This window comes from Pseudomonas sp. GM_Psu_1, assembly GCF_026544185.1.
In the GTDB taxonomy this organism is placed as follows: Bacteria; Pseudomonadota; Gammaproteobacteria; order Pseudomonadales; family Pseudomonadaceae; genus Chryseomonas; species Chryseomonas oryzihabitans.
In genome coordinates this window covers 244,042-269,232 of the sequence record NZ_JALNUX010000002.1, presented here as the reverse complement: position 1 = coordinate 269,232, position 25,191 = coordinate 244,042, and the positions used below count along the sequence as shown (strand labels likewise).

21 protein-coding genes are annotated in these 25,191 nt (G+C 66.4%); 10 read left to right on the top strand and 11 right to left on the bottom strand.

Annotation, left to right across the window (positions count from 1 at the left end; all coding sequences use genetic code 11):
• Nucleotides 1-7 precede the first annotated feature (7 nt).
• Genes OXS31_RS03955 through paoA form a run of 3 tightly spaced genes read right to left on the bottom strand, consistent with a single transcriptional unit; the run spans nucleotide 8 to nucleotide 3,886 of the window.
• The gene (locus OXS31_RS03955) at nucleotides 8-2,230 is read right to left on the bottom strand and encodes a xanthine dehydrogenase family protein molybdopterin-binding subunit (RefSeq protein ID WP_267398022.1); all 2,223 of its coding nucleotides are present in this window, start codon (nucleotides 2,228-2,230) and stop codon (nucleotides 8-10) included.
• 10 nt (nucleotides 2,231-2,240) lie between these two features.
• The gene (locus OXS31_RS03950; RefSeq protein WP_027596998.1) at nucleotides 2,241-3,221 is read right to left on the bottom strand and encodes a xanthine dehydrogenase family protein subunit M; all 981 of its coding nucleotides are present in this window, start codon (nucleotides 3,219-3,221) and stop codon (nucleotides 2,241-2,243) included.
• Nucleotides 3,218-3,886: an aldehyde dehydrogenase iron-sulfur subunit PaoA gene (gene paoA / locus OXS31_RS03945; RefSeq protein WP_027602642.1), complete on the bottom strand. Its 669-nt coding sequence runs from the start codon at nucleotides 3,884-3,886 to the stop codon at nucleotides 3,218-3,220. Before paoA ends, OXS31_RS03950 begins: the two co-directional genes overlap by 4 nt.
• A 318-nt stretch (nucleotides 3,887-4,204) precedes the next feature.
• Between paoA and OXS31_RS03940 the strand changes: the two genes are divergently transcribed.
• The 3 genes from OXS31_RS03940 to OXS31_RS03930 are packed head-to-tail and all read left to right on the top strand — an operon-like array spanning nucleotide 4,205 to nucleotide 7,940.
• On the top strand, nucleotides 4,205-4,735 hold the full coding sequence (locus OXS31_RS03940; protein ID WP_115945958.1) for a (2Fe-2S)-binding protein: 531 nt from the start codon (nucleotides 4,205-4,207) through the stop codon (nucleotides 4,733-4,735).
• Nucleotides 4,732-5,718, top strand: a complete 987-nt coding sequence (locus OXS31_RS03935) for a xanthine dehydrogenase family protein subunit M (protein ID WP_267398019.1) — start codon at nucleotides 4,732-4,734, stop codon at nucleotides 5,716-5,718. Before OXS31_RS03940 ends, OXS31_RS03935 begins: the two co-directional genes overlap by 4 nt.
• Nucleotides 5,715-7,940 carry a xanthine dehydrogenase family protein molybdopterin-binding subunit gene (locus tag OXS31_RS03930; protein ID WP_267398018.1) on the top strand — a complete coding sequence of 742 codons (2,226 nt, stop codon included), beginning with the start codon at nucleotides 5,715-5,717 and terminating at the stop codon, nucleotides 7,938-7,940. Before OXS31_RS03935 ends, OXS31_RS03930 begins: the two co-directional genes overlap by 4 nt.
• Before the next feature lie 242 nt (nucleotides 7,941-8,182).
• On the opposite strand, the gene OXS31_RS03925 is transcribed toward OXS31_RS03930, so the two are convergent.
• The 4 genes from OXS31_RS03925 to purM form a co-directional block, all read right to left on the bottom strand.
• The gene (locus tag OXS31_RS03925) at nucleotides 8,183-8,362 is read right to left on the bottom strand and encodes a hypothetical protein (RefSeq protein WP_007159313.1); all 180 of its coding nucleotides are present in this window, start codon (nucleotides 8,360-8,362) and stop codon (nucleotides 8,183-8,185) included.
• 350 nt (nucleotides 8,363-8,712) lie between these two features.
• Entirely contained in the window at nucleotides 8,713-9,426 is a 714-nt protein-coding gene (locus OXS31_RS03920; RefSeq protein ID WP_044342379.1) for a DUF3108 domain-containing protein, read from the bottom strand.
• 15 nt (nucleotides 9,427-9,441) lie between these two features.
• Nucleotides 9,442-10,110 carry a phosphoribosylglycinamide formyltransferase gene (gene purN, locus OXS31_RS03915; protein ID WP_267398017.1) on the bottom strand — a complete coding sequence of 223 codons (669 nt, stop codon included), beginning with the start codon at nucleotides 10,108-10,110 and terminating at the stop codon, nucleotides 9,442-9,444.
• Nucleotides 10,107-11,168 carry a phosphoribosylformylglycinamidine cyclo-ligase gene (purM, locus tag OXS31_RS03910; RefSeq protein WP_027596992.1) on the bottom strand — a complete coding sequence of 354 codons (1,062 nt, stop codon included), beginning with the start codon at nucleotides 11,166-11,168 and terminating at the stop codon, nucleotides 10,107-10,109. The genes purN and purM overlap by 4 nt, the downstream gene beginning before the upstream one ends.
• 285 nt (nucleotides 11,169-11,453) lie before the next feature.
• Between purM and OXS31_RS03905 the strand changes: the two genes are divergently transcribed.
• On the top strand, nucleotides 11,454-12,533 hold the full coding sequence (locus OXS31_RS03905) for a DUF2066 domain-containing protein (RefSeq protein WP_267398016.1): 1,080 nt from the start codon (nucleotides 11,454-11,456) through the stop codon (nucleotides 12,531-12,533).
• Between the two features lie 97 nt (nucleotides 12,534-12,630).
• Complete coding sequence (gene hda, locus OXS31_RS03900; RefSeq protein ID WP_017638945.1) at nucleotides 12,631-13,335, top strand: DnaA regulatory inactivator Hda; 705 nt, start codon at nucleotides 12,631-12,633, stop codon at nucleotides 13,333-13,335.
• Between the two features lie 15 nt (nucleotides 13,336-13,350).
• Here the strand turns inward: hda and wrbA are convergent, their stop codons facing one another.
• Nucleotides 13,351-13,950 (bottom strand): NAD(P)H:quinone oxidoreductase, encoded by a 600-nt coding sequence (wrbA, locus tag OXS31_RS03895; protein WP_007159307.1) that lies wholly within the window; start codon nucleotides 13,948-13,950, stop codon nucleotides 13,351-13,353.
• Nucleotides 13,947-14,300 carry an arsenate reductase (glutaredoxin) gene (gene arsC / locus OXS31_RS03890; RefSeq protein WP_042135924.1) on the bottom strand — a complete coding sequence of 118 codons (354 nt, stop codon included), beginning with the start codon at nucleotides 14,298-14,300 and terminating at the stop codon, nucleotides 13,947-13,949. The genes wrbA and arsC overlap by 4 nt, the downstream gene beginning before the upstream one ends.
• A gap of 91 nt (nucleotides 14,301-14,391) precedes the next feature.
• On the opposite strand from arsC, the gene OXS31_RS03885 reads away from it, so the two are divergent.
• Nucleotides 14,392-15,642, top strand: coding sequence for a YihY family inner membrane protein (locus OXS31_RS03885; protein WP_267398012.1), 1,251 nt, complete (start codon nucleotides 14,392-14,394; stop codon nucleotides 15,640-15,642).
• Nucleotides 15,639-15,926 (top strand): acylphosphatase, encoded by a 288-nt coding sequence (locus OXS31_RS03880; RefSeq protein ID WP_244898800.1) that lies wholly within the window; start codon nucleotides 15,639-15,641, stop codon nucleotides 15,924-15,926. The genes OXS31_RS03885 and OXS31_RS03880 overlap by 4 nt, the downstream gene beginning before the upstream one ends.
• Nucleotides 15,927-15,942: 16 nt before the next feature.
• Here the strand turns inward: OXS31_RS03880 and OXS31_RS03875 are convergent, their stop codons facing one another.
• Together OXS31_RS03875 and OXS31_RS03870 are read right to left on the bottom strand one after the other, a co-directional pair.
• Nucleotides 15,943-17,649 (bottom strand): proline--tRNA ligase, encoded by a 1,707-nt coding sequence (locus tag OXS31_RS03875; protein WP_027602653.1) that lies wholly within the window; start codon nucleotides 17,647-17,649, stop codon nucleotides 15,943-15,945.
• Between the two features lie 154 nt (nucleotides 17,650-17,803).
• Nucleotides 17,804-19,114 (bottom strand): OprD family porin, encoded by a 1,311-nt coding sequence (locus tag OXS31_RS03870; protein WP_027602654.1) that lies wholly within the window; start codon nucleotides 19,112-19,114, stop codon nucleotides 17,804-17,806.
• A gap of 368 nt (nucleotides 19,115-19,482) precedes the next feature.
• On the opposite strand from OXS31_RS03870, the gene OXS31_RS03865 reads away from it, so the two are divergent.
• From OXS31_RS03865 to OXS31_RS03855, 3 genes are all read left to right on the top strand, one after another.
• The gene (locus OXS31_RS03865; RefSeq protein ID WP_027602655.1) at nucleotides 19,483-19,899 is read left to right on the top strand and encodes an HIT family protein; all 417 of its coding nucleotides are present in this window, start codon (nucleotides 19,483-19,485) and stop codon (nucleotides 19,897-19,899) included.
• Entirely contained in the window at nucleotides 19,896-20,105 is a 210-nt protein-coding gene (locus OXS31_RS03860) for a SlyX family protein (RefSeq protein ID WP_007159300.1), read from the top strand. Before OXS31_RS03865 ends, OXS31_RS03860 begins: the two co-directional genes overlap by 4 nt.
• A gap of 192 nt (nucleotides 20,106-20,297) precedes the next feature.
• Entirely contained in the window at nucleotides 20,298-25,145 is a 4,848-nt protein-coding gene (locus OXS31_RS03855; RefSeq protein ID WP_267398008.1) for an NAD-glutamate dehydrogenase, read from the top strand.
• Nucleotides 25,146-25,191 lie beyond the last annotated feature (46 nt).

Below are 25,191 nucleotides of genomic sequence, written 5' to 3'. Positions count from 1 at the left end.
CCCGCCGTCAGGCCGTCTTCAGGCCCGCCAGCACCTTGTCCACCGTCAGCGGATAGTCGCGAATGCGCACCCCGCAGGCGTTATAGACGGCGTTGGTGAGCGCGGCCCCGGCGCCGCAGATCCCCAGTTCGCCGACGCCCTTGATCTTCAGCGGATTGGCCTTGTCGTCCACTTCCGGCAGGAAATGGGCTTCGATGGCGGGAATGTCCAGGTGGCAGGGGTAGTGGTAGTCGGCCAGGTCATGGTTGACGAAGTGCCCGTGGCGAACGTCGATCACCCCGTCTTCGTGCAGGGCGCTGCCCACGCCCCAGATCATCCCGCCAAGCATCTGCGAATGGGCGGTCTTCTCGTTGAGGATACGCCCGGCGGCGAACACCCCGAGCATGCGTCTAAGGCGGATCTCGCCGGTGAGGGCGTGCACCCCCACCTCGGCGAAGAAGGCGCCATAGCCCTGCTGGGAATAGTCCTTGAGCGTCTGGCCCGGCTTGATCTCGCCGATGGCCTGGAGATCGTGCTGGCGCGCCAGTTCGGCGAGGTCGCGACTGCCGTTGTCGGCGATCAGCCGGCCGCCGACGAAACGGGCACTGGCCGGATCCAGACCTGCCGCCTCTGCTGCCTTCAGCCGCAGATTCTCGCAGGCGACATAGACCGAGGAACCGGAACTGGCGGCGCCAAAGGAACCGCCGGAGCCGGCCCCGGCCGGGTCGTCGCTGTCGCCCAGCAGCACCTTGACCCGCTCCACCGGCAAGCCGAGCGACTCGCCGGCGATCTGCGCCAGGATGGTGTAGGTCCCGGTGCCGATGTCGGTCATGGAGGTCTTGACCGTGGCCGAGCCATCGGCTTCCAGACGCACCCCGGCCTGGGACGGCCTGAGCATGTTGGCGCGACTGGCTGCCGCCATACCCATGCCGATCAGCCAGTCGCCCTCGCGCACCTGGCCGGGCGTGGCCTTGCGCTGGCTCCAGCCAAAGCGGCGGGCGCCGTCCTGCATGCACTCCACCAGTTTGCGGGAAGAGAAGGGGATGTGCTTTTCCGGATCCTGGCTGGGCTCGTTGCGGATGCGCAGCTCGATGGGATCGAGACCGAGCATGACCGCCAGCTCGTCCATGGCGCTTTCGCTGGCGAGCATGCCCACGGCTTCGCCGGGCGCCCGGCAGGAGCCGGACTCGGGCAGATCCAGCTCGACCATGCGGTGCGCCACCAGGCGGTCGTCGCCAGCATAGAGGGTGCGCGAAGACAGGCCGGTGGGTTCGTAGTAGGTGAGGCCGCGGGCGGAATGGGACCAGCCTTCATGGGCCATCGCCTGGATACGGCCCTCGCGGTCGGCGCCCAGGCGGATGCGCTGGATGGTGGCCGAGCGATGGTCGGTGATCTGGAACATCTGCTGGCGGGTAAGGGTGACCTTGACCGGCCGGCCGATGGCGCGAGCGGCCATGGCGCCGATCAGGGCGTCGGCATAGATCGGCAACTTGCCACCGAAGCCACCACCGATATAGCGCGCCACGATGCGCACGTTTTCCTTGGGCAGCTGCAGGGTATTGGCCACGCAACTCTGCGCCTGCTCGACGAACTGGGTGGAGCAATAGATGGTCACCCGGTCGCCGTCCCACTGGGCGAGGCTGGCGTGGGGCTCCATCTGCGCATGGATGTGGTAGGGCGTGATATAGCGCTCGTCGAGCTTGATCGGCGCCCGGGCGAAGGCGGCGTCGACATCGCCCGAGGCGGTATCGGTGGGCTGATCGGCATCCGGCGGCTTGACCGCCTGGCCGAGGTTGGCGGCGAGATCGAAGACGCCCGGTTCGGCCGCGTAGTCGATCTCCACCAGAGCCGCCGCCAGGCGCGCCTCCTCGAAGGTCTCGGCCACCACGAAGGCCACCGGCTCGCCGAAATAGCGCACCTGGTCGCTGTCGAGGTAGGGCTTGGGCCGGGTGAAGCGACCGCTGTTGTCCGGCTCGCGGGCGGCCTGGCGCGGCGCGTTGCGATAGGTCAGCACGCTAAGCACGCCCGGCGCGCCCTCCGCGGCCGAGGTGTCCAGCCGGCTGATGCGGCCCTTGGCGATGGTGGCCCCGACGATGAAGCCGTAGGCCACGCGATCGTTGCGGAATTCGAAGCTGTAGGGCGCCTGGCCGGTGACCTTGAGCAGGCCGTCGACGCGGTCGATGGGCTTGCCGATCAGGCCGCCGCGATTCTCGTCGATCAGGTTGCGGCCGGCGGGTTCATTCATTTCCATGCTGCTGTCCTCAGGCCTGTTGGCGAGCGTCGGCCACTCCGGCGCGCAGGATGCGGCGGGTCAGCTCGAGCTTGAAGTCGTTGTGGCCATAGCCACGGGCACCGGCGAGCAGGGCATCGCCCACGGCCGCCAGATCGCTGTCCACGGCCTGGCCGGCAAAGGCCTGGTCGGCCGCCGCCACCCGCCAGGGCTTGTGCGCCAGGCCGCCGAAGGCCGCCCGACCGCTGCGGATGCGCGGGCCGTCCAGCTCGACGATGGCGGCCATGGACACCAGGGCGAAGGCATAGGAGGCACGGTCACGCACCTTGCGATAGACCTGGATGCCGGGCGGTGGTGGCGGCAGGGTCACGGCGGTGATGAGTTCGCCGGGTTGCAGCACCGTCTCGATCTGTGGGGTGTCCCCGGGCAGGCGATGGAAATCGGCAAGGGGGATGCGCCGGGTGCGGCCATTGGCTTCGCGGGTCTCCACCGTGGCGTCCAGCACCCGCATGGCCACCGCCATGTCGGAGGGATGCACGGCGATGCACTGGTCGCTGGCGCCGATGACGGCGTTCATCCGATTGAAGCCGCCCAGGGCCGCGCAACCACTGCCGGGCTGGCGTTTGTTGCAGGGCATGGCGGTGTTGTAGAAGTAGGAGCAGCGGGTGCGCTGCAGGAGATTGCCGCCGGTGGTGGCCTTGTTGCGCAACTGCGCCGAGGCACCGGCCAGCAGCGCGCGGGAGAGCACCGGATAGCGCTCGCGCACCCGGGCGTCGGCTGCCAGGGTGGAGTTGCGCACCAGGGTACCGATGCGCAGGCCGCCGTCCGCGGTGGCGCTGATCTGGTCCAGCTGCAGGCGATTGATGTCCAGCACCTGGCTGGGGGTCTCGATCTCCAGCTTCATCAGGTCCAGCAGATTGGTGCCGCCGGCGATGAAGCGACTGCCGGCCCGCGCACCCTGGCGACTGGCATCGGCTTCGGTCTGCACGCGCTGATAGTCGAAGACTCTCATGCCTGGCCCCCCGCCATCTGGATGGCCGCGACGATGTTGGGATAGGCACTGCAGCGACAGAGATTGCCGCTCATGCGCTCGCGGATCTCTTCCTCGCTCAGTCGCATCGGTCCGTCGAGGCGCTTCGAGACGTGACTGGGCATGCCGGCCTTGACCTCGTCCAGCAGGGCCACCGCCGAGCAGATCTGCCCCGGGGTGCAATAGCCGCACTGGAAACCGTCCTTGGCCAGGAAGGCCGCCTGCATGGGATGCAGGCGCTCGGCGTTGCCCAGGCCCTCGATGGTGGTGATGGTGTCGCCTTCGTGCATGGCCGCCAGGCTCAGGCAGCTGTTGATGCGCTGGCCGTTCACCAGCACCGTGCAGGCGCCGCACTGGCCATGGTCGCAGCCTTTCTTGGTGCCGGTGAGGTGCAGGTTCTCGCGCAGCGCATCGAGCAGGGTGGTGCGGCTGTCGACCCGGAGCCGGCGCGCCTCGCCATTGATCTGCAGGGTCAGCGGCAGCAGTTGCGGCAGGCGGGCGGCGATGGCCTGGGGCGTCAGGGGCGCGCCACCGCTGGCCTGGGCGAAGCCATAGCCGGGTATGGCGCTGGTCGCTACCAGCACCGCGGAGGTGCCGAGGAACTGACGCCGGGACAGGCGCCAGCGTGCATCGGAGTCGGAAGCCATGGTCGGATTCTCTTCGTTGGGGGCACATCACGGGAGTTCTGATGACTGCCCCAGAACCTATGGGGTTCAGGCCACTGGGCCGCTGGCGTAGCGAAGCGCCATACCAGATGTGTCCTGACCGGGGCGAAGCCCTCTGGAACGGGCTTTCCAACGCTTCGCTGAACAGCCTTCAACGTGACGTTGAATACCGCTGGGCAGGGGTGCTGAACCGCTTCCGGTCGGGCGCAGTCCCTTACCTGAGGTGGCCTTTCGCTGTCACCGCCTGATTCCGACCACGGGGGCAATCTGCACCCCGCGGCTTTAACCGTGAGGTCCGCCATGAACGCCACCCCCGCGCGCCAGTTCCAGCCCCTGGCCGAACCCGAGTCCCACACCATCGCCCTGACCCTCAACGGCAAGCAGCTGCAGCTGGCCGTGGAGCCCTGGACCACGCTGCTCGATCTCTTGCGCGACCACCTCGATCTGACCGGTACCAAGAAGGGCTGCGATCACGGGCAGTGCGGCGCCTGCACCGTGCTGGTCAACGGTACCCGCATCAACAGCTGCCTGGCCCTGGCGGTCATGCAGGACGGCGCCGAGGTCACCACCGTCGAGGGCCTGGCCCAGGGCGACCAGTTGCACCCCATGCAGGCCGCCTTCGTCGCCGAAGACGCCTTCCAGTGCGGCTATTGCACCCCGGGGCAGATCTGCTCGGCGATCGGCATGCTCAAGGAGGGCCATGCCCACAGCGAGGCCGAGGTGGCCGAGCAGATGAGCGGCAACCTCTGCCGCTGCGGCGCCTATCGCAACATCCGCGCCGCCATCGAGCGGGCGCGTCCGGATTGCCAGCAAGGGGAGGGCCGCGAATGAACCGCTTCGGCTATGCCAAGCCCAACGCCGTGCCCGACGCCATCCGCCAGCATGGCCCCCAGACCCATTTCATCGCCGGTGGCACCAACCTGCTGGATCTGATGAAGGAAAACGTCGAGCGCCCCGAGCAGCTGATCGACGTCAACGGCCTACCCCTGCGCGAGGTCGAGACCACCGCCGAAGGCGGTCTGCGCATCGGTGCCCTGGTCAAGAACGCCGAGGTCGCCTATCACCCCGAGGTACAGCGGCGCTATCCGCTGCTGGCCAAGGCCATCCTCGCCGGCGCCTCGCCGCAACTGCGCAACATGGCCTCCACCGGCGGCAACCTGCTGCAGCGTACCCGCTGCTACTACTTCTACGACGTGGGCACGCCCTGCAACAAGCGTGAGCCCGGCTCCGGCTGCGGCGCGCGCGAAGGGCAGAATCGCATCCACGCCATCCTCGGCCACAGCGAGCAGTGCATCGCCACCCATCCCTCGGACATGTGCGTGGCCCTGGCCGCGCTGGAAGCCCGGGTCGAGGTGAGCGGTCCGAACGGCGAGCGCGTCATCGACTTCGCCGACTTCCATCGCCTGCCCGGCGACACCCCCGAGCGCGATACCAACCTCGCCGCCGATGAACTCATCACCGCCGTGACCCTGCCGGCCGACAGCCTGGCGGCCAACAGCGCCTACCTGAAGATCCGCGACCGCGCCTCCTATGCCTTCGCCCTGGTCTCGGTGGCAGCCGCGCTGGAACTGGACGGCGAGCGCATCAAGCAGGTCCGCGTCGCCCTGGGCGGCGTGGCCCACAAACCCTGGCGCCTGCCAGAAGCCGAGCAGGCGCTGATCGGGCAGGTGGCGGACAAGGCGGCCTTTGGCCAGTTGGCCGATCGCCTGCTGCAAGGCGCCCAGGGCTTCGCCCACAACGCCTTCAAGATCGAACTGGCCCGGCGCGCCATCGTGCGTGCCCTCACCGAAGCCGCCGGAGGTACCCTGCAATGACCGTCGTCCATCTGCAAAAAGCCGTTCCCCGCGTCGACGGTCCGCTCAAGGTCACCGGTCAGGCGCTCTATGCCGGCGAATTCAGCGTCCCTGATCTGGCCTTCGGCTTCGTGGTCAACGCCACCATCACCAAGGGTCGCCTGCTCGACCTGGACGTCAGCGAGGCCCTGGCCCAGCCGGGTGTGCTCGAGGTGCTCAGCCATCTCAACCGACCCAAGATGGCCAGCTACGACGAGAGCTACACCGACATGGACGCGGCCGACGGCAAGCCCTTCCGGCCGCTGTACAACGATCGCATCCTCTACAGCGGCCAGCCCATCGCCCTGGTGGTGGCCGAGACCTTCGAGGCCGCGCGCCACGCCGCCTCGCTGATCCGTGCCCAGTACAGCGAGGAAGACCACGCCACCGACCTGGCCCAGGCCCGCGACCAGGCCCACGAAGCGCCCATGGAATTGCCGGACAACCGCGGCGACGCCCCGGCGGCCTGGGCCGCGGCGCCCGTCCGTATCGAGGCCGAGTACCACTCCGCGGCGGAATTCCACAATCCCATGGAGATGCATGCCTCCACCGTCATCTACCACAAGGACGGCAAGCTGACGGTGCACGACAAGACCCAGGGCGTGCAGAACAGCGCCCAGTTCGTCAGCAACATCTTCGGCCTGGGCGAGGGCGACGTGAAGGTCATCTCGCCCTTCGTTGGTGGGGCCTTCGGCTCCGGTCTGCGTCCCCAGTACCAGCTGGTGCTGGCGACCATGGCCGCGCTGCAGCTCAAGCGCTCGGTGCGAGTGACCCTGACGCGCCAGCAGATGTTCACCTTCGGCTATCGCCCCGAGACCTACCAGCAGCTCAAGCTGGCCTGCGACAGCGACGGCAAGCTGCAGGCCATCGATCACAGCGCCCTGGGCATCACCTCGCGCTTCGAGGACTTCACCGAGATGGTGCTGGTCTGGTCGGCGTCGCTCTATGCCTGCCCCAACGTCAAGCTGGCCTATCAACTGGCCGCGCTGGACGTCTACACACCGTTGGACATGCGCGCCCCGGGCGCGGTGCTGGGTGTCTATGCGCTGGAAAGCGCCATGGACGAACTGGCCTATGCTGCCGACATCGATCCGCTGGAATTGCGCATCCGCAATTTCACCGACACCGATCCGGCCAAGGGCAAGCCCTATTCCAGCAAGGAACTGCTGGCGTGCTATCACCAGGCCGCCGAGCGGTTCGGCTGGGAGCGGCGCAGCATGGCGCCACGCTCCATGCGCGACGGCAACCAGCTGGTGGGCTGGGGCATGGCCACCGGGGTCTGGGAAGCCATGCAGCAACCCGCCACCGCCAAGGCGGTGATGAACATCGACGGCAGCCTGGTGGTGGCCAGTGCCACCTCCGACATCGGCACCGGCACCTACACGGTGATGACCCAGATCGCCGCCGAAAACCTCGGCCTGCCGCTGGACAAGGTCACCTTCAAGCTGGGCGATTCCACCCTGCCCAAAGCGCCGCTGGAAGGTGGTTCCTTCACCGTCTCCTCGGTGGGCACCGCGGTGAAACTGGCCTGCGACCAGCTGCGCCAGCAACTGCTGGATGCGGCCAAGGAGATGGACGACTCGCCGCTGGCCAAGGCCGAACTGGACCAGGTGGTGTTCGCCGATGGCGGCATCAGCCTCAAGACCGACCCGGCCCAGCGCGTCGACTTCACCGCCATCCTCAAGGCCTCGGGTTCGCCGTCCATGGAAACCCTGGCCAGCGCCGAACCGGCGGAGGGGCGCGACGACTACGCCACCGGTACCCACTCGGCGGTGTTCGTCGAGGTCAAGGTCGACGAAGACTTCGGCAGCGTCCAAGTCAGTCGCGTGGTCACCGCGGTGGCCGCGGGTCGCATCCTCAACCTCAAGACCGGCGAGAACCAGGTGGCCGGCGGCATCGTCTGGGGTATCGGCATGGGCCTGCAGGAAGAGGGGATGATGGACACTTCCGAAGGTCGCTGGATGAACCACAGCCTGGCGGAATACCATTTCCCGGTGCAGGCCGACATCCAGCAGCTGGAGGTGATCTTCGTCGAGGAACACGACGAGATCGTCAATCCGCTCGGCGCCAAGGGCATCGGCGAAATCGGCATCGTCGGGGTGGCGGCAGCCGTTGCCAACGCCATCTTCCACGCCACCGGCAAGCGCGTACGCGATCTGCCCATCACCCTGGACAAGGTATTCGCCGACGAGTTGGTGCACTGACCGGAGATTGTAGGGCTTCGACGATGGAGCCGCCTCAGCCCAACATCCACGCCAGACCACCCCCTCTCCCTCTGGGAGAGGGCTGGGGTGAGGGATAGCAAGCACACCGTTGAGCCCGGTGACGCTGGACTTCACTCCGCTCAACCCAACCTACCGCACCCCCTCGCTCCTCCCTGAAACGAAAAAGGCCCGCCTCCAAGAGGCGGGCCTTTTTCAGGCAGTCGGTAAAAAGATCCTTCGACTCACTCGGCGTGCGACGCGCCTTCGTGTTCGATCTGCTCCTTGTATTCCAGGGCAGCGGCTTCGCTCTGGTAGACGCCGACCAGTTCCCCTTCCTGCTTCACGTCCCACAGATGCATGCCCAGGCCACGGGCTTCGCGGGACATATGGTCTTCGTCACGTTCGGTTACGGTAATGGTCATGCTGAATCTCCTTGGTCGAGCCCGCGCTACGGCAGGGCTTGAGAACCCATACTAGAGCGTTTCGCTTCCGGACCAAGGCGTATCTCGGCAACAAGTCGTTACAACTTCTGCGACAATCTGTCGCGCTTGCGGTTGTCGTCTCGCGGCGTTGGTATCGCGGCCATGGGCCGCTCCTACACCTTTACGGAATTTGTAGGAGCGGCCCATGGCCGCGATAGGAGAAGAGGCACACTGCCTGAAGAAGGCTGCTGGATACCCACTCGCCTGTCACCAGGGGCAGCCATCACACCTGCGTGGGCGCATAAAAGAAAACGCCCTCCGAGGAGGGCGTTTTTTGCCCGCAGACCAGATCAGTTGGCGCCCTTCACCGTGCGCCCATTGACCGTGCCTTCCTTGAGGCTGGTCTGGTATTCCTTGCCGTCGCTCTCCTGCTGGTAGAGACGCACCAGCAGATAGTCCCAGTCCTTGGCGAACCACAGCTCGGTCTTGCGGCTGCTCTTGGTGGGGTCGCGCACGCGCTCGACCTTGATGGTGTCGAGCAGGCCCAGCGGGGTGCGGATGCGCTCCGGGCCGATGACGCGGAAGTCATAGGTGTCGATGCTGTCGCCGTCGACGATCTGGTAGTTCATGCTCTTCTTGCCGTCGGCCACGTCCTGCTGCAGCTTGAGCTGGTAGGTGGACTTGTCCAGCAGACCGCGATCCAGGGTCAGGCTGACCGGATCATCCTTGTCCTTGCCGGTGACCTTCTTGCCGGCCCAGTCGAAGGTCAGCTCGCTCTCGCGGCTCTTGCCCAGGCCGCTGCGCTTGTACTGGTAGGTATCCGGCAGAAAGGCCTCGCCTTCGCGGCGGAAGGTGCTGGATTCGTTGAGGCCGGCGACCAGCATGGAGGCTTCGAACTTCAGCTCCCAGCGGCCATCGGCTTCCTTCTGCAACGAGCGCTCGGCCGAGCCGCTGACCGGCATCTGCTTCCAGTCGGCGGTGTAGCTGGCCGTGAACGGCTGCAGGTCGAAGGCGAAGGCCGAGGCGCTGCAGAGGGTGGCCAATAGGAACAACAGACGTCGCATCAGTTTCTCCTTGGATCAGGAAGGGGAGGCCGTGGCCGTCAGCGACGGCAACTCGGCCCCGGTAGGCGGCAGCGCCTCGCCGTCGAGCTCGGCACCCAGGGTACCCAGCCGCAGACGGCCTTCGGCGAACAACCGCACGGCCACAGGATAAAGGAGGTGCTCGGCGGCGTGTACCCGTGTCGCGAGGCTCTCCGCCGTATCTTCGGAACGTACCGGCACCCGCGACTGCAGCACGACCGGACCGCCATCCAGCTCTTCGGTGACGAAGTGCACGCTGCACCCGTGCCAGGCATCGCCGGCATCGAGGGCGCGCTGGTGGGTGTGCAAGCCCTTGTAGAGGGGCAGCAGCGAAGGATGGATATTGAGCAGGCGACCCTGGTAGCGCCGCACGAAGGCGGGCGTGAGGATGCGCATGAAGCCGGCCAGCACCACCAGATCGGCGCCCCGGGCGTCGATGGCGGCCGCCAGGGCCGCATCGAAGCCTTCGCGATCGGCATGCTCGCGGTGATCGATCACCTGGGTGGCGATCCCGGCCTGCCGGGCCCGCTCCAGGCCATAGGCCTCGGCGCGGTTGGCGATCACCGCCGCGATCCGCACGGGCGGCGTCGCGGCGTCGATCAGGGCTTGCAGGTTGCTGCCGTGGCCGGAGATGAGCACCACCACGGCGCAGTCGGCTTGACTCATCCGTGCTGTTTCAGATTGTTCAGCACGACCTGGTCGGCGCCGGCGGCGGCCTGTTCGATGCGGCCGATGACCCAGGGTTGCTCACCCTCGGCACGCAGCACCTGCAGGGCGGCTTCGACCTGCTCCTGGGCCACGCAGATGACCATGCCCACGCCGCAGTTCAGCACGCGGTGCATCTCGGTCTCGTCGACGTTGCCCTGCTGCTGCAGCCAGTCGAACACCGCCGGACGCTGCCAGCTGGCCACGTCGAGCACCGCCTGGGCGCCTTCGGGCAGCACGCGCGGGATGTTGTCCAGCAGACCGCCGCCGGTGATGTGGGCCATGGCCTTGACCGCGCCGGTGTCCTTGATCAGCTTGAGCAGCGGCTTGACGTAGATGCGGGTGGGCGCCATCAGCAGCTCGGTCAGCGGCTGGCCGTCGAGCTGGATGTTCTCGATGTCGGCACCGGCCACCTCGATGATCTTGCGGATCAGCGAATAGCCGTTGGAGTGCGGACCGGAGGAGGGCAGGGCGATCAGGGCGTCGCCGGTGGCCACCTTGGAGCCGTCGATGATCTCGGACTTCTCCACCACGCCGACGCAGAAGCCGGCCAGGTCGTAGTCTTCGCCTTCGTACATGCCGGGCATCTCGGCGGTCTCGCCGCCCACCAGGGAGCAGCCGGCCTGTTCGCAGCCGGTGCCGATGCCGGTCACCACCTGGGCGGCGACGTCGACGTTGAGCTTGCCGGTGGCGTAGTAGTCGAGGAAGAACAGCGGCTCGGCGCCGCAGACCACCAGGTCGTTGACGCACATGGCGACCAGGTCGATGCCGATGCTGTCGTGCTTGGCCAGGTTCATGGCCAGGCGCAGCTTGGTGCCGACACCGTCGGTGCCGGAGACCAGTACCGGCTGGCGATAGCCTGCCGGGATCTCGCACAGGGCACCGAAGCCCCCCAGGCCGCCCATGACCTCCGGGCGGGCGGTGCGCTTGGCGACGCCCTTGATGCGTTCTACCAGAGCCTCACCGGCGTCGATGTCTACACCGGCGTCCTTGTAGCTCAGCTGGGGTTGTTTGCTCATGAATCCTGGCCTTTGGCTAATGGCGAAACGAGCCGGCTGGCGCCAGCCGGCAATGAGGCGGGCGATTTTACCAGAAGCCGTGCCAAAGCACGCGGCCCGCCGCGGCCTCCGGTCCGGGCGGCGATGGCACCCGGCCAGCCTGCCGTGGTCTGAGCCAGATCGCCTGCCCGTTCGCCGGGCTGGCAGTCTCCACCGCTACCTTCTGCGCGGCCCGCGACCCAGTGCCCTTGCTCGCGGGTCAGGCGGCTTTTAAGGTATGCCCCTTGCCCCTTCTATGGAATCGCCATGCGCCGTCTCGTCCTTCCGTTGCTCGCTTCGCTGCTGGTCCTGAGTCCGCTCGCCCGCGCCGAGGTGGTGGACAACCTCTACCAGGTCCGCGAGCCGGTGACCTCGCAACAGCCGGACGAGCGCAATGCCGCCCTCAAGCGCGCCCTGCAGGTCCTGGCCGGGCGCCTGACCGGCAACCCCCAGGCCGGTCAGACCCCGGCGCTGGCCAGCGCCCTGGCGGCGCCCGAATCCCTGATCAGCCAGTACGGCTACGACGCCGGTCCGCCGGAGGTGCTGGTTGTCAACTTCGATCCGGCCGCCACCGAGCGGGCCCTGGGTCAGGCGGGTCTCTCGGTATGGGGCGCCAATCGTCCGGTGGTGATGATCTGGTGGCTCAACGACGCCGACAGCGGGGCGACCCTGGTCGGTGACGGCCAGCCCGCCAGCACCGGGGTCCAGCGCGGCGCCCAGCGCGCCGGTCTGCCGATCCGTCTGCCGCTGGCCGACCTCAACGAACAACTCGCCGGCACCGCCGCCAATATCGACGCCAGCGATCCGACCGCCCTGCGCCAGGCCTCCGAGCGCTACGGCGCCAATGCCCTGCTGGCCGTCCACGCCAAACCCCAGGGCAATGGCTGGCAGGCCCAGTGGCGCCTGTGGAACAGCGGTGCCGCCGAACAGGGCAGCAGCCAGGCCGCCGATCAGGATGCCCTGGCCGCTGCGGTGCTGCAGGATGTCGCCGCGCGCCTGTCGAAGAAATTCGTCTCCCGCCCGGGCACGACCCAGCCGCTGACCTTGGTGGCCGACAATTCCAACTTCGAACGCTATGCCCAGCTGCAGAAGGTGCTGGAGCCCCTGTCGAGCCGGCTGGTCAAGGTCGACGGCACCCAGCTGACCTACGACCTCACCGCCAATCCGGACCAGTTGCAGGCGCAACTCGGTCTTGCCGGTCTGCAGCCCGCTACGGCGCCGGCCGCTCCGGCACCGGCGACCCCGGCTGCACCCGTGGATGCAACGGCTGCTCCGACCCCGCCCGCGGCCCAGCCGGCGCCGGCCGCGCAACCGGCGCGGACCACCCTGTATTTCCGCTGGCCGTGAGGGCTGGCACCCAAGACTGAAGCGGCTGCTGCGAGGGGCCCGGGATTTGGTTAGACTTGGCGCCCTCGCGAAACTGCCAAGAGCCGTTCGAGCCGGCATGATGCCTTTACAGCTGCCCCTGGGCATTCGTCTGCGTGACGACGCCACCTTCGTCAACTACTACCCTGGCGCCAATGCCGCGGCGCTCGGCTATGTCGAGCGTCTCTGCGATGCCGATGCCGGCTGGACGGAAAGCCTGATCTATCTCTGGGGCGGCGCGGGTGCCGGTCGCAGCCACCTGATGCAGGCCGCCTGTCACCGCCTGGAAGAACTGGGCGAGCGCGCCATCTACCTGCCCATGGGCGAACTGGCCGACTACGGCGTCGAGCTGTTCGACAACCTCGAACAGTGCGAGCTGGTCTGCCTCGACGATCTCGACGCCCTGGCCGGGCAGCGGCGCTGGGAAGAGGCGCTCTTCCATCTGTTCAATCGCCTGCGCGATGCCGGCAAGCGACTGCTGATCTCCAGTACCGCCTCGCCGCGGCAATTGCCGGTGCAGCTGGCCGATCTCAAGTCGCGCCTGACCCTGGCGCTGGTCTTCCAGTTGCGCCCGCTGTCCGACGAAGACAAGCTGCGCGCCCTGCAACTGCGTGCCTCCCGCCGCGGCCTGCACCTGACCGACGAGGTCGGTCGCTTCATCCTCTCGCGCAACACCCGCAGCATGGACGCCCTGTTCGACATGCTCGAACGCCTGGATCAGGCGTCGCTGCAGGCGCGACGCAAGCTCACCATTCCCTTCGTCAAGGAAATCATGGGCTGGTAGCCGCGCCGGCTCCCGCTATTGCTGCAGGCGACCCGCCAGGGTCGCCAGGCGCTTGCCCAGGGCCCGGCACAGCGCCGTCTCCTGCTCGTCCAGCGCGCGCTTGCCATCCGCCCCGGCGAAATGACTCGGCCCATAGGGCGTACCGCCCCCCTTGGTTTCCAGCAGGGCGCTCTCGCTGTAGGGCAGGCCGGTGATGAGCATGCCGTGGTGCAGCAGCGGCAGGGCCATGGACAGCAGGGTGCTCTCCTGGCCGCCATGCAGACTGGCGGTGGAGGTGAAGACGCCAGCGGGCTTGTCCACCAGGGCGCCGGTCAGCCAGAGGCTGTTGGTGCCGTCGAGAAAGTACTTCATGGCGGCGGCCATGTTGCCGTAGCGCGTCGGACTGCCCAGGGCCAGGGCCGCGCAATCGCGCAGGTCGTCGAGGGTGGCGTAGACCGCGCCCTGCTCGGGTACCGCCGGGGCGACGGCGGCGCACTCGGCGGAGACCGCCGGCACGGTGCGCAGGCGCGCGGCCATGCCGCCCATCTCCACCCCGCGGGCAACCTGGCGGGCCATCTCGGCGGTGGCGCCATGGCGGCTGTAGTAGAGCACCAGGACATAGGCTTCGGGGGTCACTGCAGGATCTCCAGGACACGCTCGGGGGGACGACCGACGACGGCGCGTTCGCCGTGCACGGCGATGGGTCTTTCGATCAGCTTGGGATGGGCGGCCATGGCCGCGATCAGGGCTGCGTCGTCCAGCGCCGGATCGGCGAGGTTCAATTCGCGATAGGCGTCCTCGCCGGTGCGCAGCAACTGGCGCGCCTCCAGGCCCAGCTTGGCGAGCAGCGCGCGCAGGGTGGCGGCATCCGGCGGCGTTTCCAGGTAGGGCACGACGGACACGGCTAGCTCGCGGCTTTGCAGCAGCGCAAGGGCCGCCCGCGATTTCGAGCAGCGCGGATTGTGATAGAGGACGATTTCACTCATGGGCTGATCCATAGAAGGTAAGATGCCCATTGTAGCGGGTTGGCGAGGACTGCCGCGCCAGCCCTTGACCGTGCCTTTCGAGGAACCGCCAATGCCGGCCCGCTTGCGTGAACTGCTGTCCTTCGTTCGCTACCTCGCCGACCGCTTCATCGAAGACCGCGCCCCCAACAATGCCGCGGCCCTCACCTATACCACCCTGTTCGCGGTGGTCCCGGTGATGACCGTGACCTTCGCCATGCTCTCGGCGATACCCGCCTTCCAGGGCACGGAAGTGCAGATCCAGGCCTTCATCTTCCGCAATTTCGTGCCCTCCACCGGGGCGACCCTGGAAGAGTACCTGCGCAACTTCATCGAGCAGGCGCGGCACCTGACCTGGCTGGGCGTGGCGCTCCTGGCGGTGACCTCCTTCTTCATGCTGGTGACGGTGGAAAAGACCTTCAACGACATCTGGCGGGTACGCATTCCGCGGCGCGGGGTCTCCAGCTTCCTGCTCTACTGGGCGGTGCTCAGCCTGGGGCCACTGCTGCTGGGCGCCGGCTTCGCCATGAGCACCTACCTGGCCTCGGTGGCCCTGGTGTTCGGTTCCTACGGCATGTCGGGCGCCCAGGCGCTGCTCAAGGTCACGCCGCTGCTGTTCAGCATCGCCGCCTTCACCCTGATGTACGCCGCCGTGCCCAACACCCGGGTCCCGCTGCGCCACGCGCTGATCGGCGGAGCCCTGACCGGGGTGCTGTTCGAGGCGGCCAAGAGTCTGTTCGGCCTCTATGTCTTCTATTTCCCCGGCTACCAGCTGATCTATGGCGCCTTTGCCACGGTGCCGCTGTTCCTGGTGTGGATCTACGTCTGCTGGCTGATCGTGCTGCTCGGCGCGGAAGTGGTCTGCAGCCTGTCCACCACCCATCACTGGCGCCGCGCGCCGCTGCCGGCCTTCTTCATCCTGCTCGCCGTGTTGCGAGCTTTCCTGGAACGGCAGCAGAGCGGCTCCAGTCTGCACCTGGGGCGGCTGCACCAGGCGGGCTGGAAGCTGCCGGAGCATGAATGGCATGCGGTACTGGCGTTCCTGCAGCAGGAACGCCTGGTGTGCCAGAACGACAGCGGCCACTGGGTGCTCTGCCGCGACCTGCATGGCTATGCGCTGCTGGATCTGCTGGATCGGGCGCCCTGGGCACCGCCGGCGCCGGATTGCTGGCCGCCTGCCGAGCGCTTTCCCGGTGACTGGTATCCGCAGTTACAGGAGGCCTTCGCGCGGCTGCAGGCACAGCGTCATGAACTGCTAGCCGGGAGCGTGGCCCAGTGGCTCAAGGTTACGCCGGCGCTGGAAGAACGAGGAGCCCAACGATGATGGCAAAATCGGCACGTCATGGCCTGATCAGTGGCCGCGTCCAGGGCGTCTACTATCGCGAGAGCACGCGGCAGGAGGCGCAGCGACTGGGCGTCACCGGCTGGGTGCGGAATCTGGCGGATGGCCGGGTGGAATGCCACCTGGAAGGTTCGGTCGAGGCGCTCGCCCAAATGGAGCTCTGGCTCTGGCAGGGACCGGCAGCGGCCGAGGTGACCGGGATGGAGCTGGAGGAAGTGGCCTGCGCAGGCCTGACCGACTTCCAGGTCAGGCGCACGGACGCCTGACCTGGAGCGGTAGCCCTCAGCGGGCCTTGAGAAAGCCTACGATCTCGGCCAGGGCGACGTTCTGGCTGTCGCTGTCGGTACGGCCCTTGTATTCGACCAGGCCTTCGTTGAGACCGCGCTCACCCACCACCAGGCGATGGGGGATGCCGATCAGCTCCATGTCGGCGAACTTCACGCCAGGGCTGGTCTTCTTGTCACGGTCGTCCAGCAGCACATCGAAGCCGGCGGCCTTCAGCTCGCCGTAGAGGCGATCGGTCGCTTCCTTCACCGCGGCGTTCTCGTACTTCATCGGCACCAGAGCGATCTGGAAGGGCGCCAGGGCAGCCGGCCAGCGAATGCCGCGCTCGTCATGGTTCTGCTCGATGGCGGCGGCGACCACACGGGACACCCCGATGCCGTAGCAGCCCATGGTCAGGGTGGTGGGTTTGCCTTCCTCGCCCAGTACCGACAGCTTCATCGCCTCGCTGTACTTGGTGCCCAGCTGGAAGATATGGCCCACTTCGATGCCGCGCTTGATCACCAGGGTGCCCTGGCCATCGGGGCTCGGATCGCCGGCCACCACGTTGCGCAGATCGGCGACCTGGGGCAGCGGCAGATCACGCTCCCAGTTCACGCCGAAGTAGTGCTTGTCTTCCTGGTTGGCGCCGATGCCGAAATCGCTCATCAGGGCGACCGAGCGATCGACGATGCAGGGGATCGACAGATTCATCGGGCCCAGGGAACCGGGGCTGGCGCCGATGGCCGCGCGGATCTCCGGCTCGGTGGCGAACACCAGGGGGCTGGCGACTTCCGGCAGGTTGGCCGCCTTGATCTCGTTGAGTTCGTGATCGCCACGCACCACCAGCGCGACCAGGGTGCCTTCCTCGGCGCCACGCACGACCAGGGTCTTCACGGTCTTTTCGATGGCCAGACCGAATTTCTCCACCAGATCGGCGATGGTCTTGGTGTCGGGGGTATCGACCAGACGCAATTCCTCGGTGGCGGCGCCGCGCGCGGTTTCCCGCGGCAGGGCCTCGGCCTTCTCGATGTTGGCCGCGTAGTCGGAGCTGTCGCTGAAGGCGATGTCGTCTTCACCGGAGCCGGCCAGCACATGGAATTCGTGGGAACCGCTGCCGCCGATGGAGCCGTTGTCGGCCTGCACCGGACGGAAATTCAGACCCAGGCGACTGAAGACGTTGCAGTACGCCTGGTACATGGCGTCGTAGGTTTCCTGCAGCGACGCCTGGTTCAGGTGGAAGGAATAGGCATCCTTCATCACGAACTCGCGACCGCGCATCAGACCGAAACGCGGGCGGATCTCGTCGCGGAACTTGGTCTGGATCTGGTACAGGTTGATCGGCAGCTGCTTGTAGCTGTTCAACTCGTTGCGCATCAGGTCGGTGATGACTTCCTCATGGGTCGGGCCCACGCAGAAATCGCGCTGATGACGGTCCTTCAGGCGCAGCAGCTCGGGGCCGTACTGCTCCCAGCGACCGGATTCCTGCCACAGCTCGGCGGGCTGGATCGCCGGCATCAGCACCTCCAGGGCGCCGGTGGCGTTCATTTCCTCACGCACCACGGCTTCCACCTTGCGCAGCACGCGCAGGCCCAGCGGCAGCCAGGTATAGAGACCCGAGGCCAGCTTGCGGATCATGCCGGCACGCAGCAGCAGCTGGTGGCTGATCACCACGGCATCGGAAGGGGTTTCTTTGAGGGTGGACAGCAGGAACTGGCTGGTACGCATGGCTAGGCGGTCTGTCGGCATCGAGACGGGACCGGCATTGTACGGCGGGGTGGGGCAGGGCGTACAGGGACGCGGGTGGCGCCGACCGGAGGCCGGAAAAGAACAGCCCGGCGTATGCCGGGCTGCTGGATCGTGCGAGTGACGCTGGCCTCTATTAGAGGATGTTCAGCGGGTACTCGGTGATCAGACGGAACTCGTTGACGGTGCCGCCGGTGCTGGCGTCGCCACGGTGCCAGGCTTGACGGACGCGGAAGGACAGGTCCTTGGCCGGGCCGCTCTGCAGGACGTACTTGGCTTCGACGTTGGTCTCGCGCTCTTTGTCGCCATCCTGATACAGGCCGGCGTAGGCGGTGCTGCCCTTGGGCGCGTCGATGTCGTGACCGTAGATGTAGCGGGCCATGAAGCTCAGGCCGGGTACGCCCAGGGTCGCCATGTTCAGGTCGTAGCGCGCCTGCCAGGACTTCTCGCCGGAGGCGTTGAAGTCGGAGTACTGGATGGAGTTGGCCAGGAAGATACTGTCGCCACCGTTGCCGGTGGTAGCACCTTTGCCACCGACGCCGACGTAGTCGAACGGCGAGTCGCTGCTCACGCCCTGGTAGGCCAGGGTGAAGGTGTGGGCATCGATGCTGTAAGCGGCGGCCAGCGAGTAGGCGTTGTTGGTGAAGTCACCCAGCTTGGCGCTGCCAGCGTCCTTGGTGTAGTAGTAGTTGAAGTCGAAGGTCAGCGCCTGGTTGGCTGCCAACGGCTGCACGAAGTTGACGTTGGCGTAGTACTGGTTCCACAGATCTTCCATGCGGCCGTAGTACAGCGACGCATTCAGCTGATCGTTGATCTTGTACTTGCCACCCAGGTAATCGGCGGAGCTGGAGGTGATGCCGGTGTAGGCAGAACCCATGTTGCCGTCGTGGTAGGTGTTGGTGCGGTCACGTGCAGCGGTGATGTGGCCGGCTTCCAGGAACAGGTTCGCGATTTCTTCGCTGGTCAGCATGAAGCCGGTAGCGGTCTGCGGGAACAGACGGCTGCCACCCACGGCGAAGACCGGGGAGGTGGGCTGCACGTTGCCGTACTTCAGGACGGTGTTGGAGACGCGCAGTTTGACGGCGGCGCCAGCAGTGGAGTACTCGTCCTTGTTGCGACCGTCGCTGTCGATCTGCAGGTTGCCGGAACCGACGTGGCCGCGGCCGCCGTCCAGTTTCAGGCCCAGGTAGCCGAAGGCGTCCACACCGACACCCACGGTGCCCTGAGTGAAGCCCGATGCGTAGTTCATCAGGAAGCCATGGCTCCAATCTTTACGATCGTTGGCGCCGTTCTTGAGATCCCGGTTGAAGTAGTAGTTACGGTTCAGCAGGGTCAGCTTGCTGTCTTCGACAAAGCCCTTGGACTCGGACTGCTGGTCGGCGAAAGCCAGTTGAGTGGTCCCTGCGGCTACGGCCAGGGCGAGAATGCTCCACTTCATCGCTTGCATCAGAAATGCTCCTTTGGGTTGAAAGTCAGCCATCGTGTCAGCCGTGGCTGTTTGTTCTAATGGCGGCACATATAGCACCTCTCTCGGAGGGGCGATAGGCTTCATCAAAATTTTGCGTGTGATGAGCGGATTAACCGTGACTCTTAAGAAAGCTCTTTAAGAGTTCCCGTCCGATCGTCGTACCCGGATCGTGATAGCAAAAAGCGTGCACAAACGCTCAATCCCTGAGCCCGCCTGTCTATCGCTGCTCCGCTTCCCGAGCAATGGGCAGTTTCGGAAGGGTTGGTTGCACCTTTGTGACACCAAAGGTTTCACTTGCACAAAGCTGTGCACACTTTTAGTGCCGACAGGTGTTGGCAGGAGATGAGATGTTCCAAATAGACCCACGGCTGGCCGGAGATACCCTGGAAGTGGCGTCCTTGACGCTGTGCCAGGTATTGCTGCTGAACGACAGGCGCTATGACTGGCTGGTGCTGGTACCCCGGCGCGAAAGTGTTACCGAGATCCTCGACCTGTCACCCCAGGATCAGGCACAACTGTGGCGAGAGGTGACACTTGTTGCCCAGGTGTTGCGCCACGCGCAGCCGGATCTAAAATTGAACATCGGTGCTCTGGGCAACGTCGTCAGGCAATTGCACCTGCACGTCCTGTTGCGGCAGGAGGGCGATCCGGCCTGGCCCGGCCCGGTATGGGGGCACTCGCCACGCGAGCCCCATACCGCGGAAGCCGGCCATGCCGCAGCGGAACGCTGGCGGGTGCTGCTCGAAGAGGAGACACAGGCATGACCCTTGAAGACCGTATCGCCGACCTGGAAATGCGCCAGGCCTTCCAGGACGACACCATTCAGACCCTCAACGACATCATCGTCGAGCAGCAGCGGGCGCTGGATCGCTGCGCGGCCCAGATTCGCGTCCTGGCCGAGCGCCAGGCCGAGCTGCAGAGTTCGGGTGGCGGTGGTCTGCCGGACGAGGCGCCGCCACCGCACTATTGAGATCCGTTCCGCAGCTGAATCTTGTTGTCGCCCTGACGTACGTGCATAGCTGTCTTTGTTGGCTACTCTAGCCGCACTGCATCTTTGCACTTTTTTGGTGCAGTCCGGCCTCGTCCCCTGTGGAACTCGCTCCGGGAGAGGCCTGTCCTCTGCGGAGCGAAGCCCACAGCACCTTCAGGACGGAGTACGGTTATGGCGTTTTTCACCGCTGCCAGCCAAGCGGATTTCCAACAACAACTCAAGAATGCCCTCGCGGCCCATGTCGAAGGGGATACCCTCGAACAGCTGGAGCGCTTCACCGCCCAGTTCTTCGGCATCGTCCCGCTGGAAGAACTCACTCAGCGTCGGCTCTCCGATCTGGTCGGCTGCGTACTGTCGGCCTGGCGTCTGCTGGATGTCTTCGATCCGTCGGAGCCGCGGGTCCAGGTCTTCAATCCGGACTACGAACGACACGGCTGGCAATCGAGCCACACCGTGGTGGAGGTGCTGCACGCCGATTCGCCGTTCCTGGTCGACTCGGTGCGCATGGAGCTCAATCGCCAGGGCTACAGTGTCCATACTCTGCAGAACAGCGTCCTCAGCGTGCGCCGGGATGCCCAGGGTCGTCTGCTCGAGTTGCTGCCCAAGGGCCAGCAGGGCGAAGGGGTGACCCGCGAAGCCCTGATGTTCCTCGAGATCGACCGCTGTGCCACAACCAGCGAGTTGCGCACCCTGGAGGCGGCGCTGCAGGAGATCCTCGGCGAGGTGCGCCTGACCGTCGGCGACTATGCCGCCATGAAGACCAAGGTCGCCGACCTGCTGAGCTGGCTGGATCGGCGTCCGGCCGGCGTGGAGGAGGGCGAACTGGCCGAGGTCAAGGCCTTCCTCGACTGGCTGCGCGACGACAGATTCACCTTCCTCGGCTACGAGGAATTCACCGTCGAGGGCGACGGCGAGACCGCGGTGCAACGCTATGTGCCCGACTCCCTGCTCGGCCTGTCGCGGCGCCTGCGCGGTCGCCCCGAGACCGCCGAGATCACCCTGTCCGGTGAGCCGCTGCGCTATCTGCGCGAACCGGTGCTGCTGTCCTTCGCCAAGGCGGCCGACCCGAGCCGGGTGCATCGCCCGGCCTATCCCGATTTCGTTTCCCTGCGCGAAGTGGACGCCAGTGGCCGGGTGGTGCGCGAGCACCGCTTCATGGGTCTCTACACCTCCAGCGTCTACAACGACAGCGTGCGCGAGATTCCCTATATCCGCCGCAAGGTCGACGAGGTGCGTCGCCGCGCCGATTTCGACAGCAGCGCCCACCTGGGCAAGGAACTGGCCCAGGTCCTCGAAGGGTTGCCGCGGGACGATCTGTTCCAGACCCCGGTGGACGATCTGTTCAGCACCGCCATGGCCATCGTGCAGATCCAGGAGCGCAGCAAGGTGCGCGTCTTCCTGCGCCGCGATCCCTATGGCCAGTTCTTCTATTGCCTGGCCTATGTGCCGCGCGACATCTATTCCACCGAAGTGCGCCAGCGCATGCAGCAGATCCTCATGGATCGCCTGCATGGCACCGACTGCGAATTCTGGACCTTCTTCTCCGAGTCCGTGCTGGCGCGGGTGCAGTTCATCCTGCGCGTCGATCCCCTACAGCCGCAGGATGTCGATCCGGCGCGCCTGGAACAGGAAATGGTGCAGGCCTGCCGCAGCTGGAAGGACGACTTCGCCAGCCTGATGGTGGACAGCTTCGGCGAAGCCCAGGGCACCTCCATCCTCGCCGACTATCCGCTGGGCTTCCCGGCCGGCTATCGCGAGCGCTTCGCGCCGCACCTGGCCGTGGTAGACATGCGCCACCTGCTGGCGCTCAGCGACGAGCGCCGCCTGGCCATGGGCTTCTACCAGCCGCTGACCCAGACCGGCGACAACATCCTGCACTGCAAGCTCTATCACGCCGATACGCCCCTGGCGCTGTCGGACGTCCTGCCGATCCTGGAAAACCTCGGGCTGCGCGTGCTCGGCGAATTTCCCTACGAGCTGCGCCATCGCAATGGCCGCCGCTACTGGATCCATGACTTCGCCTTCACCACCGTGGCCGGCCTGGAGCTGGATCTGCAGCAACTCAATGACACCTTCCAGGACGCCTTCGTCCAGGTGGTGGATGGGCAGGCGGAAAACGACAGCTTCAACCGCCTGGTGCTGACCGCCGGGCTGCCCTGGCGGGACGTCGCGGTGCTGCGCGCCTATGCGCGCTACCTCAAGCAGATCCGCATCGGCTTCGACATCGGCTACATCGCCGCCACCCTCAACGCCCACGTCGACATCGCCCGGGAACTGGTGCGGCTGTTCCGCATGAAGTTCTACCTGGCGCGGCGCATGACCAGCGAAGACCTGGACGACAAGCAGCAGCGCCTGGAGCAGGCCATCCTCAGTGCCCTCGACGATGTCGCGGTGCTCAACGAGGACCGCATCCTGCGGCGCTACCTGGACCTGATCAAGGCGACCCTGAGAACCAACGTCTTCCAGACCGACGCCGCTGGCAAGCCCAAGGCCTATTTCAGCTTCAAGCTCGATCCCAAGGCCATTCCCGAGCTGCCGCGCCCGGTGCCGCGCTATGAGATCTTCGTCTACAGCCCGCGCGTGGAGGGTGTGCACCTGAGATTCGGCAATGTCGCCCGCGGCGGCCTGCGCTGGTCGGATCGCGAGGAAGACTACCGCACCGAGGTGCTGGGCCTGGTCAAGGCGCAGCAGGTCAAGAACTCGGTGATCGTCCCCGTGGGCGCCAAGGGCGGCTTCGTGCCACGGCGTCTGCCCACCGGCGGCTCCCGCGACGACATCCAGGCCGAGGCCATCGCCTGCTACCGCATCTTCATCAGCGGTCTGCTGGACATCACCGACAACCTGAAAGACGGTGAAGTGGTCCCGCCGGCTGCCGTGGTGCGCTACGACGGCGACGACCCCTATCTGGTGGTGGCCGCCGACAAGGGCACCGCGACCTTCTCCGACATCGCCAACGGCATCGCCCAGGACTATGGCTTCTGGCTCGACGACGCCTTCGCCTCCGGTGGTTCGGCGGGTTACGACCACAAGAAGATGGGCATCACCTCGCGGGGCGCCTGGGTCAGCGTGCAGCGCCACTTCCGGGAGCGCGGCATCGACGTCCAGACCGATCCGGTCACCGTGGTGGGCATCGGCGACATGGCCGGCGACGTCTTCGGCAACGGCCTGCTGCGTTCGCGCAGCCTGGAGCTGGTGGCAGCCTTCAACCACCTGCACATCTTCATCGATCCCAATCCGGACGCCGAGCGCAGCTATGTCGAGCGCGAACGGCTGTTCAACCTGCCGCGGTCGAGCTGGACCGACTATGACGCCAGCCTGATCTCCCAGGGTGGTGGCATCTTCCCGCGCAGTGCCAAGCGCATCGCCATCAGTCCCGAGATGAAGGCGCGCTTCGATCTGCAGGCCGATTACCTGACGCCCAACGAGCTGATCAACGCCCTGCTCAAGGCGCCGGTGGATCTGATCTGGAACGGCGGCATCGGCACCTACGTCAAGGCCAGCTTCGAAAGCCATGCCGACATCGGCGACAAGGCCAACGACGCGCTGCGCGTGGACGGCTGCGACCTGCGCGCCAAGGTCATTGGCGAGGGTGGCAACCTGGGCATGAGTCAGCTGGCGCGGGTGGAGTTCGGCCTGCACGGCGGCGCCTGCAACACCGACTTCATCGACAACGCCGGCGGCGTGGACTGCTCCGACCACGAGGTCAACATCAAGATCCTCCTGGGCGACGTGGTCTCCGCCGGCGACATGACCGTCAAGCAGCGCAACACGCTGATGGGCGAGATGACCGACGAGGTCGGCGAACTGGTGGTCGCCAACAACTACATGCAGACCGGTGCCCTGTCGCTGGCGGAATACCGGGCGCGGACGCACCTGGCCGAATACCAGCGGCTGATCGTCGACCTCGAAGGGCGTGGCAAGCTGGATCGCACCCTCGAATTCCTGCCCAGCGACGAGGTGCTCGCCGAGCGCGCGGCCAAGGAACAGGGACTGACCCGGGCCGAGCTGTCGGTGCTGATCTCCTACAGCAAGATCGACCTCAAGGAGCAATTGCTGGCCTCTTCGGTGCCGGACGACGAATACCTCGCCCGGGACATGCAGGGTGCCTTCCCGCAGCGCCTGACCGAGCAGTTCCCCGAGGCCATGGCGCGCCATCGCCTGAAACGCGAGATCGTCGCCAACCAGATCGCCAACGACCTGATCAACCACATGGGCATCACCTTTGTGCAGCGCCTGTGCGAATCCACCGGCATGAGCGCGGCCGATGTCGCCCGCGCCTATGTGGTGATGCGCGACGTCCTGCATCTGCCGCACTGGTGGCGTCAGGTGGAAGCCCTGGATCATCAGGTGCCGGCGGAGTTGCAGCTGCGCCTGATGAGCGAGTTGATGCGACTGGGCCGGCGGGCGACCCGCTGGTTCCTGCGCAGCCATCGCAGCGGCCTGGATGCCGGCGCCGTGGCGGCCTTCTTCGGGCCGCGCATCGCCGCCCTGGGGGTGCGTCTGGACGAACTGCTGCAGGGCGAGCCGCGCCAGGACTGGGAAGAGCGCTTCCGCGCCTATACCGAGGCGGGCGTGCCCGAGCTGCTGGCGCGGGTCGTCGCCGGGACCAACCACATCTATACCCTGCTGCCGGTGATCCAGGCGGCGGAGGTCACCGCCCAGGATCCGCTGGAAGTGGCGGCTACCTGGTTCGCCGCGGGCGATGTGCTGGACCTGGCCTGGTACCAGCAGCAGCTCAACCAGCTGCCGGTGGCCAATGCCTGGCAGGCCCTGGCGCGCGAAGCCTTCCGCGACGAGGTGGATGTGCAGCAGCGCACCATCACCATCGCCATGCTCAACCTGAGCGAGGCGCCGAGCGATCCGGAAGCGCGGCTCTCGCTATGGCTGGAGCGCCATCGGTCAGCCGTGGAGCGCTGGCGGGGTCTGCTGGTGGATCTGCGCAATGCCAGCGGTCAGGACTATGCGATGTACAGCGTCGCCAGTCGTGAACTGGCGGATCTGGCCAGCAGCAGCGCCTGAAGCAGGCGCTGCCCACGAATGGCGTTCGTGGGCAGCGTCGTCTGAC

Coding starts and splice junctions, on each gene's coding strand:
- OXS31_RS03950 (WP_027596998.1), bottom strand. CDS start 3,221: ATGAGAGTCTTCGACTATCAGCGCGTGCAGACCGAAGCCGATGCCAGT.
- OXS31_RS03955 (WP_267398022.1), bottom strand. CDS start 2,230: ATGGAAATGAATGAACCCGCCGGCCGCAACCTGATCGACGAGAATCGC.
- OXS31_RS03875 (WP_027602653.1), bottom strand. CDS start 17,649: ATGCGTACCAGCCAGTTCCTGCTGTCCACCCTCAAAGAAACCCCTTCC.
- OXS31_RS03940 (WP_115945958.1), top strand. CDS start 4,205: ATGAACGCCACCCCCGCGCGCCAGTTCCAGCCCCTGGCCGAACCCGAG.
- OXS31_RS03880 (WP_244898800.1), top strand. CDS start 15,639: ATGATGGCAAAATCGGCACGTCATGGCCTGATCAGTGGCCGCGTCCAG.
- hda (WP_017638945.1), top strand. CDS start 12,631: ATGATGCCTTTACAGCTGCCCCTGGGCATTCGTCTGCGTGACGACGCC.
- OXS31_RS03935 (WP_267398019.1), top strand. CDS start 4,732: ATGAACCGCTTCGGCTATGCCAAGCCCAACGCCGTGCCCGACGCCATC.
- OXS31_RS03855 (WP_267398008.1), top strand. CDS start 20,298: ATGGCGTTTTTCACCGCTGCCAGCCAAGCGGATTTCCAACAACAACTC.
- OXS31_RS03905 (WP_267398016.1), top strand. CDS start 11,454: ATGCGCCGTCTCGTCCTTCCGTTGCTCGCTTCGCTGCTGGTCCTGAGT.
- OXS31_RS03865 (WP_027602655.1), top strand. CDS start 19,483: ATGTTCCAAATAGACCCACGGCTGGCCGGAGATACCCTGGAAGTGGCG.
- OXS31_RS03925 (WP_007159313.1), bottom strand. CDS start 8,362: ATGACCATTACCGTAACCGAACGTGACGAAGACCATATGTCCCGCGAA.
- purN (WP_267398017.1), bottom strand. CDS start 10,110: ATGAGTCAAGCCGACTGCGCCGTGGTGGTGCTCATCTCCGGCCACGGC.
- paoA (WP_027602642.1), bottom strand. CDS start 3,886: ATGGCTTCCGACTCCGATGCACGCTGGCGCCTGTCCCGGCGTCAGTTC.
- purM (WP_027596992.1), bottom strand. CDS start 11,168: ATGAGCAAACAACCCCAGCTGAGCTACAAGGACGCCGGTGTAGACATC.
- OXS31_RS03870 (WP_027602654.1), bottom strand. CDS start 19,114: ATGCAAGCGATGAAGTGGAGCATTCTCGCCCTGGCCGTAGCCGCAGGG.
- OXS31_RS03860 (WP_007159300.1), top strand. CDS start 19,896: ATGACCCTTGAAGACCGTATCGCCGACCTGGAAATGCGCCAGGCCTTC.
- arsC (WP_042135924.1), bottom strand. CDS start 14,300: ATGAGTGAAATCGTCCTCTATCACAATCCGCGCTGCTCGAAATCGCGG.
- OXS31_RS03920 (WP_044342379.1), bottom strand. CDS start 9,426: ATGCGACGTCTGTTGTTCCTATTGGCCACCCTCTGCAGCGCCTCGGCC.
- OXS31_RS03885 (WP_267398012.1), top strand. CDS start 14,392: ATGCCGGCCCGCTTGCGTGAACTGCTGTCCTTCGTTCGCTACCTCGCC.
- OXS31_RS03930 (WP_267398018.1), top strand. CDS start 5,715: ATGACCGTCGTCCATCTGCAAAAAGCCGTTCCCCGCGTCGACGGTCCG.